This window comes from Bartonella sp. AS69XJJH (assembly GCF_042195585.1).
GTDB lineage: Bacteria > Pseudomonadota > Alphaproteobacteria > Rhizobiales > Rhizobiaceae > Bartonella.
In genome coordinates this window covers 34807-53367 of sequence record NZ_JBHIOO010000013.1, presented here as the reverse complement: position 1 = coordinate 53367, position 18561 = coordinate 34807, and the positions used below count along the sequence as shown (strand labels likewise).

At 36.1% G+C, this 18561-nt stretch carries 16 protein-coding genes and 2 pseudogenes; 7 read left to right on the top strand and 11 right to left on the bottom strand.

Annotated elements, in window-relative coordinates:
* The 7 genes and pseudogenes from ACFIK6_RS06890 to ACFIK6_RS06860 all read right to left on the bottom strand — a co-directional run.
* Window positions 1-764 (bottom strand): DEAD/DEAH box helicase family protein (locus ACFIK6_RS06890; RefSeq protein ID WP_375677494.1); only part of this gene is annotated, 764 nt, incomplete at its 3' end.
* A gap of 641 nt (window positions 765-1405) precedes the next feature.
* A pseudogene (locus ACFIK6_RS06885) lies at window positions 1406-2404 on the bottom strand (DUF3987 domain-containing protein); the annotation flags it as partial.
* Between the two features lie 156 nt (window positions 2405-2560).
* Complete coding sequence (locus ACFIK6_RS06880) at window positions 2561-2833, bottom strand: type II toxin-antitoxin system mRNA interferase toxin, RelE/StbE family (RefSeq protein ID WP_015856212.1); 273 nt, start codon at window positions 2831-2833, stop codon at window positions 2561-2563.
* Window positions 2830-3120 (bottom strand): CopG family ribbon-helix-helix protein, encoded by a 291-nt coding sequence (locus tag ACFIK6_RS06875; protein ID WP_375642334.1) that lies wholly within the window; start codon window positions 3118-3120, stop codon window positions 2830-2832. Before ACFIK6_RS06875 ends, ACFIK6_RS06880 begins: the two co-directional genes overlap by 4 nt.
* Before the next feature lie 111 nt (window positions 3121-3231).
* Window positions 3232-3933 (bottom strand): annotated as a pseudogene (locus ACFIK6_RS06870) (virulence-associated protein E); the annotation flags it as partial.
* Window positions 3934-4032: 99 nt separating this feature from the next.
* Entirely contained in the window at window positions 4033-4233 is a 201-nt protein-coding gene (locus ACFIK6_RS06865; RefSeq protein WP_273719133.1) for an AlpA family transcriptional regulator, read from the bottom strand.
* A 176-nt stretch (window positions 4234-4409) separates the two neighbouring features.
* Complete coding sequence (locus ACFIK6_RS06860) at window positions 4410-5591, bottom strand: tyrosine-type recombinase/integrase (protein ID WP_375677493.1); 1182 nt, start codon at window positions 5589-5591, stop codon at window positions 4410-4412.
* Window positions 5592-5817: 226 nt separating this feature from the next.
* Here ACFIK6_RS06860 and ACFIK6_RS06855 point away from each other — a divergent pair, with 226 nt between their 5' ends.
* On the top strand, window positions 5818-6198 hold the full coding sequence (locus tag ACFIK6_RS06855) for a helix-turn-helix domain-containing protein (RefSeq protein WP_375677492.1): 381 nt from the start codon (window positions 5818-5820) through the stop codon (window positions 6196-6198).
* A gap of 1273 nt (window positions 6199-7471) precedes the next feature.
* Window positions 7472-8503 carry an aspartate-semialdehyde dehydrogenase gene (locus ACFIK6_RS06850; RefSeq protein ID WP_375642332.1) on the top strand — a complete coding sequence of 344 codons (1032 nt, stop codon included), beginning with the start codon at window positions 7472-7474 and terminating at the stop codon, window positions 8501-8503.
* A gap of 278 nt (window positions 8504-8781) precedes the next feature.
* Here the strand turns inward: ACFIK6_RS06850 and ACFIK6_RS06845 are convergent, their stop codons facing one another.
* Window positions 8782-9429 (bottom strand): SH3 domain-containing protein, encoded by a 648-nt coding sequence (locus ACFIK6_RS06845; RefSeq protein WP_375677491.1) that lies wholly within the window; start codon window positions 9427-9429, stop codon window positions 8782-8784.
* A gap of 45 nt (window positions 9430-9474) precedes the next feature.
* Between ACFIK6_RS06845 and ACFIK6_RS06840 the strand changes: the two genes are divergently transcribed.
* The 4 genes from ACFIK6_RS06840 to ACFIK6_RS06825 all read left to right on the top strand — a co-directional run bounded on the left by ACFIK6_RS06840 (window position 9475) and on the right by ACFIK6_RS06825 (window position 12458).
* Window positions 9475-9675, top strand: a complete 201-nt coding sequence (locus tag ACFIK6_RS06840) for a hypothetical protein (RefSeq protein ID WP_375677490.1) — start codon at window positions 9475-9477, stop codon at window positions 9673-9675.
* A 250-nt stretch (window positions 9676-9925) separates the two neighbouring features.
* Entirely contained in the window at window positions 9926-10744 is an 819-nt protein-coding gene (locus tag ACFIK6_RS06835) for a MetQ/NlpA family ABC transporter substrate-binding protein (RefSeq protein ID WP_273788251.1), read from the top strand.
* A gap of 27 nt (window positions 10745-10771) precedes the next feature.
* The gene (locus ACFIK6_RS06830; RefSeq protein WP_375612288.1) at window positions 10772-11806 is read left to right on the top strand and encodes a methionine ABC transporter ATP-binding protein; all 1035 of its coding nucleotides are present in this window, start codon (window positions 10772-10774) and stop codon (window positions 11804-11806) included.
* Window positions 11799-12458 carry a methionine ABC transporter permease gene (locus ACFIK6_RS06825; protein ID WP_375642328.1) on the top strand — a complete coding sequence of 220 codons (660 nt, stop codon included), beginning with the start codon at window positions 11799-11801 and terminating at the stop codon, window positions 12456-12458. Before ACFIK6_RS06830 ends, ACFIK6_RS06825 begins: the two co-directional genes overlap by 8 nt.
* A 528-nt stretch (window positions 12459-12986) precedes the next feature.
* Here the strand turns inward: ACFIK6_RS06825 and ACFIK6_RS06820 are convergent.
* Window positions 12987-13157, bottom strand: a complete 171-nt coding sequence (locus tag ACFIK6_RS06820; protein WP_375642327.1) for a hypothetical protein — start codon at window positions 13155-13157, stop codon at window positions 12987-12989.
* 255 nt (window positions 13158-13412) lie between these two features.
* Window positions 13413-13892 (bottom strand): MaoC family dehydratase, encoded by a 480-nt coding sequence (locus ACFIK6_RS06815; RefSeq protein ID WP_375677489.1) that lies wholly within the window; start codon window positions 13890-13892, stop codon window positions 13413-13415.
* Window positions 13893-14055: 163 nt separating this feature from the next.
* On the opposite strand from ACFIK6_RS06815, the gene ACFIK6_RS06810 reads away from it, so the two are divergent.
* A complete protein-coding gene (locus tag ACFIK6_RS06810; RefSeq protein ID WP_375677488.1) occupies window positions 14056-15390 on the top strand; it encodes an NAD(P)H-dependent oxidoreductase in 1335 nt (444 codons plus the stop codon).
* Window positions 15391-16197: 807 nt separating this feature from the next.
* Here the strand turns inward: ACFIK6_RS06810 and ACFIK6_RS06805 are convergent.
* Window positions 16198-16554, bottom strand: a complete 357-nt coding sequence (locus ACFIK6_RS06805) for a hypothetical protein (protein WP_375642324.1) — start codon at window positions 16552-16554, stop codon at window positions 16198-16200.
* Between the last annotated feature and the right edge of the window lie 2007 nt (window positions 16555-18561).

Below are 18561 nucleotides of genomic sequence, written 5' to 3'. Positions count from 1 at the left end.
CGCAAGGGCACTTCTGTATCAAGGGTCCATTCACGGATTGTTTGTGACATCAAAGCAAGGGAAGGCACCAAAAACAACACACGCTTGCCTTTTCCTGCTATGGTCTCTGCTATCTTCAAACTGGTGAAAGTCTTGCCCGTACCACATGCCATAATCAGCTTGCCACGGTCTGTTTCTTGCAAACCTTCACAGACTTTCTCAAGGGCTTCTTTTTGATGATCTAAAAGCTTTTTTTTGGGTTGCTCTTTAAGAACGGCTTGTCCTTGTTCTTTATACGACCCCCAATCTATTTGACTGTTCTCTAAATCAAAAAGGTTTATGCGTTGAATACGAACCTCTTGCCCCTCACAAGTCAGTTCAACATTGTCACTCCAATCTGTTTCAGTGCTATCAACCAGAATACGACGGGTGAAGATCTTTTTGCCAGAAGCTGCTATAAAGCTATCAATATCCTCTTTTTTAATACAATGAGAAGCATCATAGCATTTACATTGAATAGCCGCATATCCTCCTTGATCACGGATTGTAGCGATCAGATCAATACCAATATCCGTTCCATCTTCATTACGCTCTTGCGCCCATTCACAATAGGTTTGAACCTTTTCGTATTCCTGCTTTTGTAAAGGGTCTTCAGATAAATAAGCTTTTACAAGGTTTTCAAACAGCGTTCCCAATTCACGGGGTGATTTTGCTTGTTGACGATAATATTCTAAGAGAGAGCGTAAAGAGACATGTTCATTATCGGAATGATGAGGGCGAAGCATAAAGAATAAACTCCATAACAATATATTCTATTGATTAATTCTCTTCAAAAGAATCGAAATGAAGTTAATTAAATCCATTTAGGACAAATAGCGAGTATCAGAAGAGGTAAAGTTATTCAAAAGCGGATAAATTTTTTTCAAAAGGTTTTTTGAAGGCTGTTTATCCACAGCCCATGAGAGAGGTCAGATCAGCAAAATAGTGAAATTTGCTGTTCGTTTCACGTATTCATCAAGACAAATGCACCATGGGCTTTAAAATATCAGAATGAGTATTTTGATAAGTTTTATGAATTATTTTATAGATAGGTTTTGAAGGTATAAAAATCGTCAAAACCCCCTCAAAACGTATATTATTAGTTGAATTTATAGGTTGTAATGTCAATATAGGTTGTTTTTTGAAGATCTGTAAAATACTAACCACTTGAAATATAAAGTTTTTATTTTTTGCTATTTTTTTATATAAAAGCAGCAACCGTCAAAACTCAAAACCTCTTCAAAACTTATAGAGATTAATTTTGGATAGTGTTGACACAAGGTTTAAACGTTACTTTATAAAACAAAAACCCTCAAAGATCATTCGTGATATGTTGATACGATAAGATCTTTGAAGGTTTTAAGGATAACAAAAAATTATCAGCGTTTCATTGTTTTATGCTGTTGTTTTTAACGAAAGGGTGCCATTCATAGCGTATGGTAGGACGACCGCCTTGAGAGCTATTTTCGCTTGCTATTTGACGAATATGATTGGAGCGACATAAGAGCTCTAAAGCTTGCTTAACGGCTCTATTATCTGTTAAACTGGTCCAACTTCTTTGATGAATATCACGTAAAGTAAAAACATCGGGTAAATGATCACAGCGCTCGACAATCAATTTTGCCCCCTCTGTTGCTAAGCTATCCGCTGCCGCATAGAGCCTTTTGACATGACTTAACAAATATTTTTCCCAACGCAACGCTGTTTGAAGGGCATCTTTATTGATTTCAAAACGCCCCCCTTCGGTCAATTCAAAAATCAACGCAAGACTTACTATGGTTTTGGGCATTTTCAAAAGATGCGCTTGTAAACTTTCAGAAAGGTTATTCTCTTTGGCTTCTTTAAAAATCTTTTGCATCCATTCACGAAAGATCTCTTGCGCTTCAGCAGAAAAGCGCATCACAAGCGGGTGTTCTGGTGAACCAAGGGGTTTATCATAAAGAGAATGAAATACCCCTTCATAAGTTTTCCATGCCTCTTGATTAGGAGGTCTATCAACCCATTTCCAATCTTTTGTCTCATCGGGAAAGACAAGCATTTGAAAGCGTTGTAAGAAACCATCATTGCCTTTGCCATATAAAACATTGCGTATAAAGGGCAGAATGCGAGAGGGTTGAATGCCTCCTATAATTGAAAGAGTTGCATTGGGAATAAAAATGGTTCCCCGCCCGATACGGTCATAAGTAAATTGACCATCTCCATTAAAAGCTTCCAAATAAAAGGCACGGTCTGTTTGATATTCCTTGCGTTCCATATCTGTTAAGAAACCAGATAACTCATCACGCACCATTAAGAGACCACGGGGGGTTTCTTTTAACAATTCCCCAAGCTTTTCAACCGTCACATCATTGACAATAAGACGTCGTTTATGAAGCGTGTCATCTTCATTTTACGAGTAGAAACTAAGCTGTGTGCAAAGTGATTATGCTAATCATATTCGCAATATTAGAAAAATAATAATTTATCATTATTTACTGATACGGAGCGCAGTATTGTAGAAAATAATTTGCTTCAATTACTAAATAAATAAAAATACCGTTGATTAAGGAAATTTTTGCTTTGTATGAAGCACACGTAAAATACGCACAACGCCATTTGAAATATCATAAATCATGATATAATTTGAATGTACAATAAGTTCACGTGTATTTACAATTCGTCCTAAACGACCAAGAGTAGGAAATTTAACAAGTTTTTCTACTTTTTCAGATAAAAGTTGATCAAACTTTAAGGCAGCAGAAGGATTATCTTGTGATATGTATTCACGGATCTTTTTGCGGTCAACGTGTGCTACTTGTGTCCAAATTAGCTTCATAAAGTTGATCTATCGAGTTTACTTTGTGTTTTTAAGCGCCATTCCTTTGCTTCTGCTTCGATTTCTTCAGAAGATATTATATCACCTGCATTAGCAGAATTTATCCCTAATTGAACTTGTTCCCGAAACCATAAATCGTGTGCATTTTTTTCTTTTTGTTCTTTTACGATATCGCGCATATAATCCCGCAATAATTGTGCACCAGATCTATCGCACGCCTTTGCTGCTTTGGAAAATTCATTTTTTAATACATTATCGACGCGAAAGGTAAATGTTGTCTCAGCCATTTTACGACCACTTAATGTGTTACAAAGTAGTTCTAATATAATGCATTTTTACTGTTTCTTCAATAGGTACTATGAGAATAGATATTTTATATCTATTTTGCATTTTCATAGGGTTGAAAGTGACGCCCATAAATCAACGGGCTCTGATAACAACCCAGACAGAAGAGACAGACCCGTTTCAATGCCTTCACAAATGACCAGATGTTTTGGATTGGCTTGACTTAAATGCACCCCACCGCCCATGACAGACCCCAACATGGCTTTTGCTGGTTTTTGATCTGTTTTACAGCCATTGGCTTGTAAAAAGGTTCTATGAATAGCAAAGGAGCCAACACCCTTAACAAGAGCCACCAACGCGGGCAGTGTAATCCCTAATGGGTGTGGACACTTGCTATGAAAGCGTAAATCAGCAGGCAAATCACATGTAATACCCCGCATACGTAAATAGGTTTCTGCTAAAGTATTTTTGATTGGTTGGCATTGTTGCCAAATTGCTTTTGCTCTCTCTGTTTTCTGTTTGGATAAAGAAAGCGTCTGATCATAAGCTTTATCAAAAAAGGCTTGTTTTCCAAGCAAGCCAATTCTGATGAGCGCTTGTATGATCTCTCTAAAAGAGCAGCCAGCATAACAAGTGAGTAAGAGACGCCCATCATGTCCATGAGAAAGGGATAAGCTAGGCAGCCTATCATCATGAGCAGGACAACGGGCTATCCCATAATATCCATGCCAAACTCCACGTAATGCACAAGTAATTTTTTGAGCTGTTGTATGCAATGCATAAGCATTGCTTGTTGTAGCATTTGTAAAATGCATAAAATCCCTTCCTGCTACTTGCATTACAGGACAGATTCTGTTATTTCGGGATTTGCGAAAGTCGAAATACTTTGTCTGTCCTATAAGGCGAAGTTTTCTTTAGGCGGTGTCGTTGCCACGTTGGTTTTTTGCTTTTTCGATTACATCGCAAAGGTCAGATTGTAACCAGCGCGCTAAGGAACCAATCTTTAAAGGCTTTGGTACCGAGCCATCAGCGACCCGCCGCCAAAGTGTTGAAACGCTTATATTAAGTAGTTTTGCACTCTCACGTACTGTGAGGAGTGGTTCATTTGGAATCATGAAATCCCCTCTATATTAAATGATAGAATCACTGTTTATTAACTATATATAAATAGCAATTCGTAGCAAACTTTTCCAGCAAAAAAACAATATCTTGTGATTTTTTATCAAGATAAGCAATAATTTGTGATTGTATTATCCGTTATGGATAAAACAAGGAAAATGGAGACATAGAGCTATCCACAACTTTTATTGTTTTGACCAGTGATATAAGAAGCCCATCTATCCATAAAAATACGACGCTGTTCTAAATAGTCTGTACGACGATAAGCACGCTCCACTTTTCCCCCTACCGTATGACCTAGAATGGTTTCAGCGACCTCATAAGGGGCATTGGTTGTTTCTGCGAGCCAATCACGTAAACTAGAGCGAAAACCATGGGGGCAAGCTTCCAGAGCAGTTTTTTTCATGTATTGTAGCATGCTGTTTTGTGCAAGAGGACCGCGACCGGTTGCAGAAAAAAGAAATCCATTGCGAGATAAAAGGCGTGCTTGTTTAATCACTTCTAGTGCTTCTGATGATAAAGGAACGCGAAATTCTTCTGTAGCATCGCGTCGTCCTTTCATACTTTCAGCAGGGATAGTCCATATATCCCCATCAATCTGATCTTCACGCATATAACGCAAAGGGCGTGTACGAACACCTGTCAAAATAAGTAAACGCAAAGCCAGTTGTGTCATGGTTGTTGTTTTGCAGAGTGACTGATAAAAGGAAGGCACATCTTTCCAATCCATTGCAGGTAAATTTTGTGCTTTATGGCGTTGCTTCCCTAAAAGAGCGCGTGCTTTTATTGTTGCTTGTAAATCAACATCCAATCCTAATGCAGCCGCATGTTTAAGACAAAGATTAAGACGATTTATTGCTTTCTCTGCTGTTGCAGCTTTTGTATGCCATATGGGAGCAAGAACATTACGTATCTCTGTTTGTGTAATTTCTGAAATAGGAATACAGCCTAATTTGGGGAGAATATAAAGTTGTAAAGGTAGAAACCAATTCCCAGCCTTGCCATCTCCTTTTAATTCAGCTTTACGACTTTCAAAAGCATCTAAGGCAATGTCTTTTAGGTAATGGAGATTACTTATTGCCTCACGCTTTTGTTTCTCACGTTCTTTAATGGGGTCACGCCCCTCATGCAAAACAGAACGCCATTGATTTGCTAATTCACGGGCTTTTTTTAAAGAAACATTTCGCAACGCACCCAAGCCCATTTCGCGGCGCCGACCATGAATGGTATAACGATAAAGCCATTGAGCACCACCATCTTTACGCTTATGGAGAAGCAAGCCGGCACCATCATTATATTTGCCAGCCCCCAATGTTGCGACAGCCCTTGCATTAAGACGGTTCATAAGAGGCATTTTTACTCCTTTCTTTCCTCATTTTTACCCACACACCAGCCCCGCTTTTGACGTGCAAGCAAGTGATATTAATTGATTCAATCTGAGAGGGTTTGTGATGAGAAAATCTTACTATATTCGGAGTTATGATTCAAGTTGAAAAAGGATGATTTATTATTATAAATCAATGTGTTGCCAGACACCGGAATACTAATGCGAGGGCGCTCGCAACCGGAGGGGGCATCAAGTGCAAGCCAAAAATCTACATTTTTACGACATTTCTTTAGGCAAAAAAATTCGCTTTAGAAGAAACGTCATGGTTTTTTCTCAAAAACAATTAGGGAGTCATTTGGGCGTAACGTTTCAACAAATTCAAAAGTATGAAAAAGGCTTAAATCGCGTAAGTGCAAGACGTTTACAAGAAATTGCTCATATATTAGATGTTCCCGTTTTCTTCTTTTATGCTGATAACACGAAAAAAGAAGGCACCCTCTATCATTGTAATGACAGAATAGAAAGCAAAGCAGAATATTTACTTTTGAAAAGTTTCAGAATGCTGACCCGCAAAAAACAAAGAGCTATTTTGCAGTTGATTTCTGGTGAAAAAAATGATCCCTTATTTTCATAAATTCACTGCAAATATAATAAAAGTCCTCAATAATATTGACAAGAACATTGACAAGAATTGTAACTGTCTTCCCACACCTCATGAGAACGAAAGTTCTTAAATCTAATCTGGTCTGTAAATAGTCCGAATTCTAACAAGTTTAACTTAGCAATAGCGCGTTGATTTATAATGATAATCTAACCGTTATATATATATATTGAATAAGTATCCAAAATATCGTAAATCTCTTTCATTTCAAACTTGTTCTATATTGAATCAATCAAAATCACTTGTTTGCACATTACAAGCAGAGTTGGCGTATGAGTAAAAATGTACAAAAAGGCATACTCTTATTGAATTATCTCACATACCAAGAGCTGTAGCAACATTGGGTACTGGAAAAATGTATGATGGTGCTAACTTTCTCTTTTATTAAACATAAATATGGGGATGTTCAACGGCTTTCCACTCATATGATTCACTTGAAGCCAAAGGCTCACCAAACAAGTCTACGAATATTCCCACACACTAAAAAACACTTAAATATATCAAGAAAGCTTAAAGATCTTATACCACCATACTTCAAATGAAGATATTTTATAGCATAACAGGATTAAAGTAAAAAACAGACACGAAAAAACTATATGTATAACTTTCATAAGAATTTATTTATATAATGGATACTTAAGTTTATCTTGTTATGCCATAAATTCTATCATTTAAGGTATAAGGATATGAAGCACGCATACCTCCTTGAAACATTCAAATGTTTTTAGATGTTAAATGTCTTTTTTAATATTTTTAGGCTTGCTTGTTAAGCCTTAAGTTTCAAGTGAAAAATGGGAAGCCGCTAAAAGTAACCGCTAGAATCTGGCTGTTTACAGACTGAATAGGAAGCTTCGCTTTTAAAGGCGTAGGGAGAAGATCAAATAATTCAACACTTAACAGATAAAGTATTAAAAGATTCCACCAACGCGATACATCATATTATCCTTAAAAAATTCAAAAGTGTGAAGGTAAACATTGACAGAAGATAAGGAATTCACTTAATGAAAGTGCTCTCTAACGAGCTAATAGTTTAGCGTACAATATTCAATTTTTCAATTCTGAAAGATTAAAAAAACGTATCATTTGAAATAAAACAATTTATTGTGCTGACGATGATGATTGGTGTACACAAAATTGAGTTGTTGAAAATCAAAAATATAATTTAATGATGTTCCTTGACCAACTCACTCTCTCCTGAGTATAGCACGAGGAATAAAAGTGGAGAGACATGAGGAGTATATAGAAAATGAGTTTTAAAGTTGCAATTGTCGGCGCAACCGGAAATGTTGGTCGTGAAATGCTTACAATTTTAGAGGAACGTGGTTTTCCTGCGCATGAAATTGTCCCTCTAGCATCACGACGCTCATTAGGACAAGAAGTTTCTTATGGAGATAAAACTTTAAAAGTAAAAGCATTGGATACTTACGATTTTTCTGACACAGATTTTTGTCTTATGTCTGCGGGAGGAAGCATTTCCAAAGAATACGCCCCTAAAATCGCTGCTGCCGGCTGTGTTGTCATCGATAATTCCTCCACGTGGCGCTATGATGCCAATGTTCCGTTGATCGTCCCTGAAGTCAATGCCGAAGCTATAAATGCCTTTTCTAAACGTAACATTATAGCAAATCCTAATTGTTCGACAATTCAACTGGTCTTAGCTTTAAAACCACTCCATGATGCTGCAATCATTAAACGTGTTGTTGTCTCTACATATCAATCTGTTTCTGGAGCTGGTAAAGAAGGAATGGATGAACTTTTCGAACAATCACGTGCAGTTTTTGTTGCTGACCCAATTACATCAAAAAAATTCACTAAACGCATTGCCTTTAATGTCATTCCTCATATCGATGTTTTCATGGAAGATGGTTATACAAAAGAAGAATGGAAAATGACTGCTGAGACGAAGAAAATTCTCGATCCGAAGATTAAGTTAACGGCCACTGCTGTTCGGGTCCCTGTCTTTATCGGTCATGCCGAAGCTGTTCATGTTGAATTTGAAAAACCACTAAGCGTATCTGAAGCACAAGCGCTTCTGCGCGATGCTCCCGGTTGTCAGCTTATCGATAAACACGAAGATGGTGGCTATACCACACCTTATGAATGTACAGGAGAAGATGATACCTTTATTAGCCGTGTTCGTGAAGATATCACCGTTGAAAATGGTTTAGCTTTCTGGGTTGTCGCCGATAATTTAAGAAAAGGAGCAGCATTGAATGCCGTTCAAATTGCTGAATTGCTCATTTCTCGCAATTTGATAAAGCCTAAGTCCGTAAATTAATGCCCTATCTGAAAGGATGAAGAGCCCTAGCCGGTCTGTCAAAAGTCCGGCTTCTCTTCAGTAAAATCTTCCCTGCTGAGGATTCATATCGCCCTTTTAAAGGACTGTAATTCGGGGTATTGACAATACTCTGAATATCCATGAATACCTCGCTGCCTTAAGTTAAGCATTGCCGCCTTAATGCCATTTTACGGTACAATAGGATCAGCAGCATAAGCATTTTTTGCTTCATGTTGCTAATCCTTTTTGTCATTCCGGTTGTGAAATTAACTCTACCCTTATCGAGCAGGATAGGTCACAACACGGTAACGCGTTTCATTGCGTTCAAAATTTTTGTAATTGACATTATCCGGAAACAAGGGGTTATAAGCATTCACGCGCTTTACAGAGACTTCTTGTGCTTTTGGCGACGGATTTAAAATTGTTCGTTCATCCCTTTTTTTGACACCTGTAGAATCGATAATCACATCTGTTCTGTAAAATTTTTGCATATTGTTCCGTGTTTTTTGAATCGCCGGAAGAGCTCTAAAATCGGAAACAACTTGTTTTACTTTTTCTTTTTTTACTTTTGGCGATTTTATCCTAGCATTTGGCTTTACTGGCATCTTTTTAAAAGCAATGGTAGGAACATCGTTGACATTGACATAACGTGCCGATGCCCAACCAACTTTTCCATGATAACCAAGAGAACACCAAGTTTTATTGGATAGGCAGCCATAAATTTGCACTTTTGCTCCCATTGGAACCATTGTGATAACTTTATAAGCTGTCGCAGGACCTGTGCGTAAAGATACCTGACCTGATGCAACACGAGCAACTGTTCCTGCAATGGTTCCAGCTTCCGCGTGAAAAGCAGTCACTGCCACCCCTGACGCTCCTAAAGCCCATAAAATCATTGTTGTTGATAAAAATTTCTTTCTTAACATTATTTTTCTTCCTCTCTAAAATATGTGAAGGGCAAAATTTCGCCTTTGCAAAAATTTGCCGCGTTTAAATCCAGTGATCAGCAACCTTTATTTCCCACCAAAAAGACCACACAACCTTGCAACAAAATCTCTCTTTATCGCCTACACGAACACGAATTTTTGATCTTGATTGCGCAGTATGTTCCTCATGAATTTACGGCTCAAGCATCATCTGATTGTCCGGTTCTTCAACCAATCGTCTCTTAAAGAAGTTTTTTAAGTGTCATTGGTTCCCTAAACAAATGATTGCAATAGAAGAATTGATTGCCTGAATTTCTGAGAATGAATGATGATAAGCCCCCAAAACTACTAAAAATAGAAAGAAAAATAATACTCTTTTAAAATAAAAGTGATTGAATATTCTATAAAGCTTGTATAACTTTAAATCTGCCTAAAAAATACAGAGCATATTGAAACTTTCCTCAAAAAATCTCCTAGAAAAGAAAGTTAAAAGTACATGACATTAAAAATTTTTTCTCGTAGTCGGATTATAGGATTATTCCTCTCTCTCTTTGCACTTTTTTTATCTACGGTTTTTGTCATGGCTACAGACAAATCAAAAATCAAACTTGGTATTATGGAAGGGCGGGATGCGATTATTTGGAAAACTGCTGCTGAACAGGCTAAAAAAGCCGGTTTAGATATTGAACTCGTTTATTTTTCTGATTACGCTTTGCCTAATGACGCTGTTAACGCAGGAGAGATCGATGCGAATGCTTTTCAGCACGCCCCTTATCTTAATGAACAAATGAAACAACGTGGCTATAAACTTTCAATTGTCGGCTATACATTTATTGCTCCAATCGGTGTTTATTCACACAAAATAAAAGACTTAAAAGATCTTCGTGATGGTGCACATGTTGGTATTCCGAATGACCCATCTAATGGTGGAAGAGCCTTACTTCTTCTCAATTCTTTAGGTCTCATTAAGTTAAAAGATCCTCATAATATTCTTGCATCTCCACTTGATATTATCGAAAATCCTAAAAATCTGCAAATTCGTGAGCTCGATGCCGGCATGTTAGGGCGAGCTATTGACGATTTTGATCTTGCAATTATAAACACAAACTGGGCTATTGTTTCTGGATTAAACTTCGAAAAAGATGTGGTCGCATGGGAGAGCGCAAAAAATAATCCTTATGATAATATCATCGTTGTACGCACGAGCGAAAAAGATGAGCCATGGGTAAAAAAATTAGTCGCCGCTTACAACAACGATCTTATCCGCGCAAAAATCAAAGAGATTTTTGGCAAAACCGCCCAAACATCTTGGTAATTGTGCCAAATATCCGAGTAATTGTGAATGGAAAAACCTACTCTTATCTCCTTAAAAAACATCAGCCGTTGTTTTAACAAAACGGCTGGTGTTCCGGTAATTAATAATCTCTCTTTAAATATCCATGCTGGTGAAATCCTTGGCATTATTGGGCGCAGTGGAGCAGGAAAATCAACACTTATCCGCTGCTTAAATGGGTTAGAGAAGATTGATGCAGGGTCCATTTTTTTTGAAGGTGTTGATATTTCAAATCTATCAGAGATAGAATGGGCGCCTTACCGTCAACGAATTGGGATGATTTTTCAACATTTCAATCTTCTCTCATCGCAAAATATTCTTGATAACATTGCATTGCCGCTTAAATTAAGTGGTGTAAGTAAAAAACAACGCCACAAACGTGCCCTTGAACTGATTGAATTGGTTGGGTTATCTGGGAAAGAATATTGCTATCCGGCACAATTGTCTGGGGGGCAGAAACAACGCGTTGGCATTGCTCGTGCGCTCGCGGCTAATCCTAAAATATTGTTATCAGATGAAGCCACCTCTGCTCTTGATCCTGAAACAACACAATCTATTCTAGAGCTCCTTGCCGATATTAATAAACACCTCAATCTTACGATTGTGCTCATCACTCATGAAATGGAAGTTGTGCGCACCATAGCGCATCGCGTTGTTGTTCTTAATCAGGGGAACATTGTGGAAGAAGGACGTGTGAAAGACATCTTTACATCACCGCAAGACGATACAACCATAGCCATGCTCAAGCTTGTCACCCCGCAACTTCCTGAAAAATTTGCGAAAAATCTCAAACCAATCGGGCGAGAAGCTGTCATTGAAATCAATATTGCCGGTGAAATTGCTCAGCAACCTTTTCTTCATCTTCTAGAAAATGAGAGTGGTTTAAAAGCACGTATTTTGCATGGTGGCATTGATACAGTTCAGGATGAAACCATCGGGCGACTCTTCTTGGCTCTTCCTGGAGAAGATAAAGAAGCTTTAGAAAAAGCTGTTCAATGGTTAACGAAAAAAGGACGATATTGTGAGGTCTTAGGCTATGTTTAATGTTTTGTCTCATGAACTTCCCCAAGCTGTTATTGATACAATATTGATGACACTTAGTGCTTCTTTTATGGCATTTATTATAGGGCTTCCCCTTGGTCTTCTTCTTCACACAACAGCACGTGGAGGAATTTTTGCTTCATCTCTCATCAATCGCCCTTTAAGCATCATCATTGACAGTATTCGTGCCATTCCCTTTATTATTCTTGCATTTTATCTTCTTCCCGTTACGCGTATCGTTGTAGGAAGAGGGATAGGAATGCCTGCTGTAATTTTTATACTGACCATTTCAGCTATTCCCTTTTATGCACGCATGGCGGAACTCTCTTTTAAAACAGTTGAAAACGGTCTCATTGAAGCGATCCGCTCTATGGGTGCAAGCCGTCTTCAAATTATCAGACATGTTCTTATTCCTGAAGCTCTCCCTAGCCTGATTACAGGTTTTACAGTCATGGTTATTTCTCTCATAGGAGCCACCTCACTTGCTGGATATCTTGGTGGAGGCGGTTTAGGGGATATGGCAATCCGCTATGGCTATCAACGCTATAATACCTTCATCATGACCATTGTCATCATTCTTTTGATCATGCTCAATATTATAACCCAATGGACTTCTGATAAAATCGTACACAAACTTGATAAAACAAAACATTAAAAGATTTAGAATTTCACATGCCGGTACAATCATCCTCTTTGCCACTTTCCAAAGTACTCCCCCCTTGCCTATCGAAAACGCTCATAGAGAAATTAGGAACTTTTTTCTTAAACAGTTTCTATCTCTCCCCATCCGCTTGTAACATGAAAGAAAATAGTTTTAATGGCTTTAATATAAAAGGGGTAAAATAAGAGATCTCACAGCATGTGAGACTCTCTCTTAACATAAAAATGATAAACTATTATGTTAAAATAAGACATTGGTCACGACCTTTCCCAGTCTCAGATAACATATTGAATTTATAATGATAATATGGCGTTATTCATATTGAATGAGAACTCTGAATACCGTACGATCCTCTCATTCCAAATTTGTTCCATATCAAATCAACCAAAACCTCTCGCTTGCGCGTTACAAGCGGGAAGAGCCGTATGAGTAAAAACGATACAAACAAACAAACAAGCAAGCAAGGAAGGCATGCCCTCTTATGAATTATCTCAAACGCCAAGACCTGTCTTAGCATTGGGGCTAGTATAATATGATGGTATCGGCTTTCTTCTTCACAAGCATAAGATAGGGGTGCTCAATGGTTTTATCATTATACCATTCACAAGGCGCCATTGCGAAATGGGTGTAACGAGCGTTGAGAGATGTTGCGTTAAAATAAGCCCGTGAATTTGCAACGCAAGTATATTCCATTTGAAGCATTCTGTTTTATGTAAGGACTGTGATCCCATAAAAAAACGCTATCAACAAAAGCGTGAAGCAATGCACAATCTTCATTAGAAAACTCCTCTTCAAAACGATCTAGGAAAGATAGCAATTTGCTATGGCTATCAACGCTATGATAGCTCCACTACATCTATCATCCTATAGATTATTCTCAATATTACCATTGAAAAAACTTCTCATAAAATTGTATAAAAATTTTATAAAATAAAGTACTCAAATAATCTAGATATTGGAAGGTTTTTCTTCCACAACAGCAACAATAAGCCATTGAGCTGTAAGAGCTGGTTTTTTTAACTTTTCAATTTCCACCGTAACCCCATAATGGAAAACCACTCGACCAGAAGGGCGAATTTCTGCGTCGTCTAACACAAAACGCGCACGTATCCGTACCCCTGTTTTCACAGGACTCATGAAGCGTACTTTATCAAAACCATAATTAATCCCCATTGTGCTTCCCTCCAACTCTGGAAGAGCCTCATAAGCGAGCGTAGACAAAAGCGATAATGTCAAAAACCCATGAGCAATTGTGCCCCCAAAAGACGTCTTTTTAGCCTTTTCCTCATCAACGTGTATCCATTGATGATCATCTGTAGCACATGCAAACTGATTAATCATATCCTGTGTAACAAGACGCCACTCCGATAATCCCACTTCTTTCCCAATAAAACTGGTGACATCTTGTACTGTTATTTTTTTCTGCATAACACTATTCCTATTTTATTTGATAAAAGCAACCACCCCTCTTGCTTTTATAAAATCCATTGATTAGAGCATCAAGAATAAAAGATTAATTGTCTTAAAAACAAATGCACCTTATGAATGAGAAAGATTTTTAAGCAGAATATTTTTCAAATGGGAAAAAAGAATGGCAAGCAATGTGAACCTAACAGGTTTAGCGCATGATTTGAAACAACGTGCAGAAAAACATCCCCCCATCCGTATTGGATTGATTGGTTGTGGTGAAATGGGCACAGATTTATTATCAAGTATTGCGCATATGGACGGTATAACAGTCGCCGCAGTAGCCACTAGGACGCCCTCACGTATTTTTGATGCCGCTACAATAGCCTATGGCGAGGATGGACATGTCTGTGAAGTTGAAAATACTTATGCTCTCACGCGAAGCATTGAAAAAAATTTGATTGCAGCAACAGATGATATTAACCTTGTTTTACGTCATGAACAAATTGATATTATCGTTGACGCAACAGGCTATCCCGAAGCAGGAGCAGAAATTGGTATCAAAGCGCTTAAGAATAACAAACATCTTGTCATGATGAATGTTGAAGCAGATGTTACAATTGGCGCTTATCTCAAACATGAAGCAGAAAAACGAGGGCTCATTTATACACTTGGTGCTGGAGATGAACCAACTTCTTGTATGGAACTCATAGAATTTGTTTCAGCCCTTGGACATAAGATTGTCGCAGCGGGTAAAGGAAAAAATAATCCTCTGCTCTTTGATGCTACACCTGATGCTTACGAAGAAGAAGCATTCCGGCGTAATATGAATGTGCGCATGTTGGTTGAATTTATTGATGGTTCCAAAACGATGGTTGAAATGGCCGCTATTGCCAATGCCACTGGACTTCTCCCCGATTGCCCAGGAATGCATGGACCACAAGCGACGTTACAAGATTTAAACAAAGTGCTTATCCCCAAACAAGATGGAGGCATTTTGCAGCAATATGGTGTTGTGGATTATTCAACAGGTCAAGGTGTTTCCCCAGGTGTCTTTGTCATTGCAGAAATAGCACACCCACGTTTACGCGAACGTATGGAAGATTTAAAAATTGGTCAGGGGCCTTACTTCACCTTTCACCGCCCCTATCATTTAACAGCAATGGAAGTTCCCCTCACCTGCGCACGCGTTATGCTTTATGGCAAAAAAGATATGGCTCCTCTTAGCCATCCCGTAGTAGAAGTCTGTGCTGTTGCTAAAAAAGATTTACATCCAGGTGATCAGCTAGACTTTATCGGTCTTTATACTTATCGCGCTTGGATAATGAACATCGCAGAAGCACGCACTCACCATGCCATTCCTTGTGGTCTTTTAGAAAAAGCAACAGTCACAGCTGAAATTAAAAAAAACGAACTCATTACACTACATAATACTGCTATTCGTGAAGATCAATGGATTGCACGTCTTCGTGCTAAACAAGACCTTTTACTTCATTGCCCTTCTTCCGCTAAGCTATAAACACTCCTTAATTACCTTACTTAACAATATCCCTTCCTGACACGACAGAACAACCAGAATACACTTGTATGACAAATTCAGGTTTGCTGTTTTAATAAAGGCATTTTCCAACGATGCATATCACCACTTCTCTCTCACAATATGGCCCGTAAATGCTACAATATAAACCGCCCCATGAGATGGTATAAGCTTCATTGTGTATCACTATCTTTACTCTATAAGGATACAAACCGGATCATCATTTTATTTGCCAATATTACAACAGCCCTTGAGCCTTAGAGATAATTCATTGAGAAGAATTTTTACTCTTTTTTAAATAATTTTATCCATACACGAACACAACTTGTTATACGTAAAAAATACTTTTAATGGATTTAACATCAACAAATTTGAAATGATAAATAATAATTTCTCATTTTTCTTATTGCATGAGAGCCATGAATACAGGGATATTTTTATTTTATCCCCTTATGAAAGATAAAAAAATTTAAAAAGGATCAAAGATACCTTTGATGAATAATCTTCATATGAGAGAAGGTAGACAATATTAAAAGGCTGATAAAAATAATGAGTATACTAGCCTTATTACTAGGAAATAACCATAAACTGTAAAAAAATCTGGTTACACTACTTTGTAAAAAAACATAAACGTATAATCTTAAAATTTAATAATGCTAATAAAAGCTACATTGAGTATTAAGAATAGTGATTTTATCATCAAATACAGTATAAATGATTTCAAGTATTTATTTTTTCAATATAATGAAATGAACAAAAAAGTCATCGACTTTATCGATGATCTTTCTACTAAAGTGTAACGAATATTCCCCAAAGAGATAAAATAGCACCTAATACATCCCCAGTACATAAAGAAGTAAGAAGTGATAAAATACCTATTCCCCCCCAAAAAGCGGAACCTGAAAAAGCAGAAGCTTTTTCAGCTTTCCCTAAAGCAATACCATCTTGTTCCTCAACGCCTTTAATAATAACTCTATCCACAGCTTTAATAGCTACATTTTTTTCTAGTGTAGAAATAGTAATTTCCACTCTCTCTTGAAATTTATTTTTTACAAAACTTGTATTTCCTTCTATAGTTTGTACAAAAAAAAGAATAAATAGTGTAAAAGTGAATGAACATATACGATTTTTAAATATTTTAAACATAGCTTTCTTTGCTCCTCTTTTTCTTCACTGAAAAAATGAAGGAATATTCACATATATAAAAAACAAAACTTATATTTAATCATTTATATAATCAGACATAATAAAATATTATATGTAATTTTGTTATTACAATATAACACATTATGTATTACATGTAAAGATGCAAAAACAATAAATGATAAAAATATTCCTTTTACACTATAATATCTCAAGATATCAGTAGTAATATTTTGTCATTGTTATTAATATACTTAAAAATAATAAGAATTTGTTAAATTTATTATTATAATAAATATTAAAAAACAAATTAATTTAAAAATCATATAATAGATATTTTATAAATAATTTAAAATGTAATTAAATTTTAAATAACTACAACATTAAAAACTGTCAACATAATAATATATACTTATATATTATTTAAATAAACATAAAAATTAAATATTCCTTACCGGATTTTTATTATATCTCTCATAAATAAACTTGAAAAATAAAATTGGTAGCGAATAAAAACATCGATCTAAAATAAATCTATCCTAATAAATAAACCATAAAATAGTGTATTATTTTTCTATAAAACAGCTATAAGGTATAAAAAAGCAATTAAGATCTCTATTTTCAAATGGAAGAGACGTTAATAAAATGATTCTCAACTTTTACTGATATATAAAGAAAAAATGCTGCATAGCATCTTCAAAAAGGTACTTCAGCCCCCTTTATCTTATATAGCATAAAGAACACAAAATATTGACTTTCAAACCTAATAAAACAAACGCATAAAATAAGTAAATCTATCATATTTACAAAAAAAATTATAAGTAACTCTAGAACACCAACAAATTACCTAAAGTTAAATAAAAAGAGAGTCATGGAAATAATATAATCCTCCAAAATACTGAAAAACAATTTTATTTCTTAATTTTCATAAAAGTTATTCCATATTTTTCGTCAATATTGTATCTTACAGCCATATTTCTATTTTGAGTAATTATATTTACTCTGTATTAGTAACAAATAATTATCTTTGAAATAATTTTGGGGAAGTATTCACATAACTGTCTACAATTTGTGCAAAATAAATAATTGATCAAATGCTTGAAAGAAAAGTGATAGAGAAACTTACTAAAAAATTGCATTTTTTAAATATCAACTTAAGTAAGCACATTAAAAAAATAATGCCATGAAAACTGATATTGAATAATAAATTTATCAACCAATCATTTTAATAGAAGGATACCGATCTACAATAATAATTTATTTTTTTGCATATTGAATGAGAGAGCTGACTATTATAAGGTTTTCTTAATTTTAACTCTGTTTATATTGAATCAATCAAAATTCTTCGCTGGCAAATCACAAACGAAATCGATGTATGTGTAAACACACCTGAAGGAAGGAAAATATCACTTATGAGATATTTTAACTATCAAGCGCTGTTAACACAATATTGAAAACTGGCAAAGTGAATGGTGGAGCCACTTTTTACTTTAAAAATGTAAGGATAGTGAAGTACAATAGATTTTATATTATGAGGCTTTACCATTATACCACTCACAAACGCCCCGTAAAATGGGATTGGGTGCGTTGCGAGATGTTTCTTTAAAATAAGCGTGTCAATGTGCAACACAATGGCGTTCTGTTTATCATGTATCCAACGGTATTTCTTCTTGAATCATTTTCTAAACTCATCGAGCTCTCTGAGATCGCAAGTTCATCTTACGTAAATTCTTCTCTTTATATTCATTTTTTCTCATGAACACTAAAGTCTGTTAAGACACTATCCAAAATAAAATCAATCAACAAACATTTCTATTCTTTTGTAATATACAGATACTTTAATTAAGATTTTAGAGATCCTGATTGAAAACAAAGTCTGTACTATCGCAACAAATGAAATACTTTGATTATACTTGCTCTATAGTAAAAAGAAGAATATGCAACTTACAGAAAAAATTGCGTTGGTTTTGCTCAATAAAAGCTTCTCTATTTTTAACAAAGCTCTCATTT

Bases quoted from the DNA above. Each gene is read 5' to 3' on its own strand.
- ACFIK6_RS06880 (WP_015856212.1), bottom strand. From the start codon at position 2,833: ATGAAGCTAATTTGGACACAAGTAGCACACGTTGACCGCAAAAAGATC.
- ACFIK6_RS06860 (WP_375677493.1), bottom strand. From the start codon at position 5,591: ATGCCTCTTATGAACCGTCTTAATGCAAGGGCTGTCGCAACATTGGGG.
- ACFIK6_RS06845 (WP_375677491.1), bottom strand. From the start codon at position 9,429: ATGTTAAGAAAGAAATTTTTATCAACAACAATGATTTTATGGGCTTTA.
- ACFIK6_RS06815 (WP_375677489.1), bottom strand. From the start codon at position 13,892: ATGCAGAAAAAAATAACAGTACAAGATGTCACCAGTTTTATTGGGAAA.
- ACFIK6_RS06805 (WP_375642324.1), bottom strand. From the start codon at position 16,554: ATGTTTAAAATATTTAAAAATCGTATATGTTCATTCACTTTTACACTA.
- ACFIK6_RS06865 (WP_273719133.1), bottom strand. From the start codon at position 4,233: ATGATTCCAAATGAACCACTCCTCACAGTACGTGAGAGTGCAAAACTA.
- ACFIK6_RS06810 (WP_375677488.1), top strand. From the start codon at position 14,056: ATGGCAAGCAATGTGAACCTAACAGGTTTAGCGCATGATTTGAAACAA.
- ACFIK6_RS06875 (WP_375642334.1), bottom strand. From the start codon at position 3,120: ATGGCTGAGACAACATTTACCTTTCGCGTCGATAATGTATTAAAAAAT.
- ACFIK6_RS06820 (WP_375642327.1), bottom strand. From the start codon at position 13,157: ATGGAATATACTTGCGTTGCAAATTCACGGGCTTATTTTAACGCAACA.
- ACFIK6_RS06835 (WP_273788251.1), top strand. From the start codon at position 9,926: ATGACATTAAAAATTTTTTCTCGTAGTCGGATTATAGGATTATTCCTC.
- ACFIK6_RS06850 (WP_375642332.1), top strand. From the start codon at position 7,472: ATGAGTTTTAAAGTTGCAATTGTCGGCGCAACCGGAAATGTTGGTCGT.
- ACFIK6_RS06830 (WP_375612288.1), top strand. From the start codon at position 10,772: ATGGAAAAACCTACTCTTATCTCCTTAAAAAACATCAGCCGTTGTTTT.
- ACFIK6_RS06825 (WP_375642328.1), top strand. From the start codon at position 11,799: ATGTTTAATGTTTTGTCTCATGAACTTCCCCAAGCTGTTATTGATACA.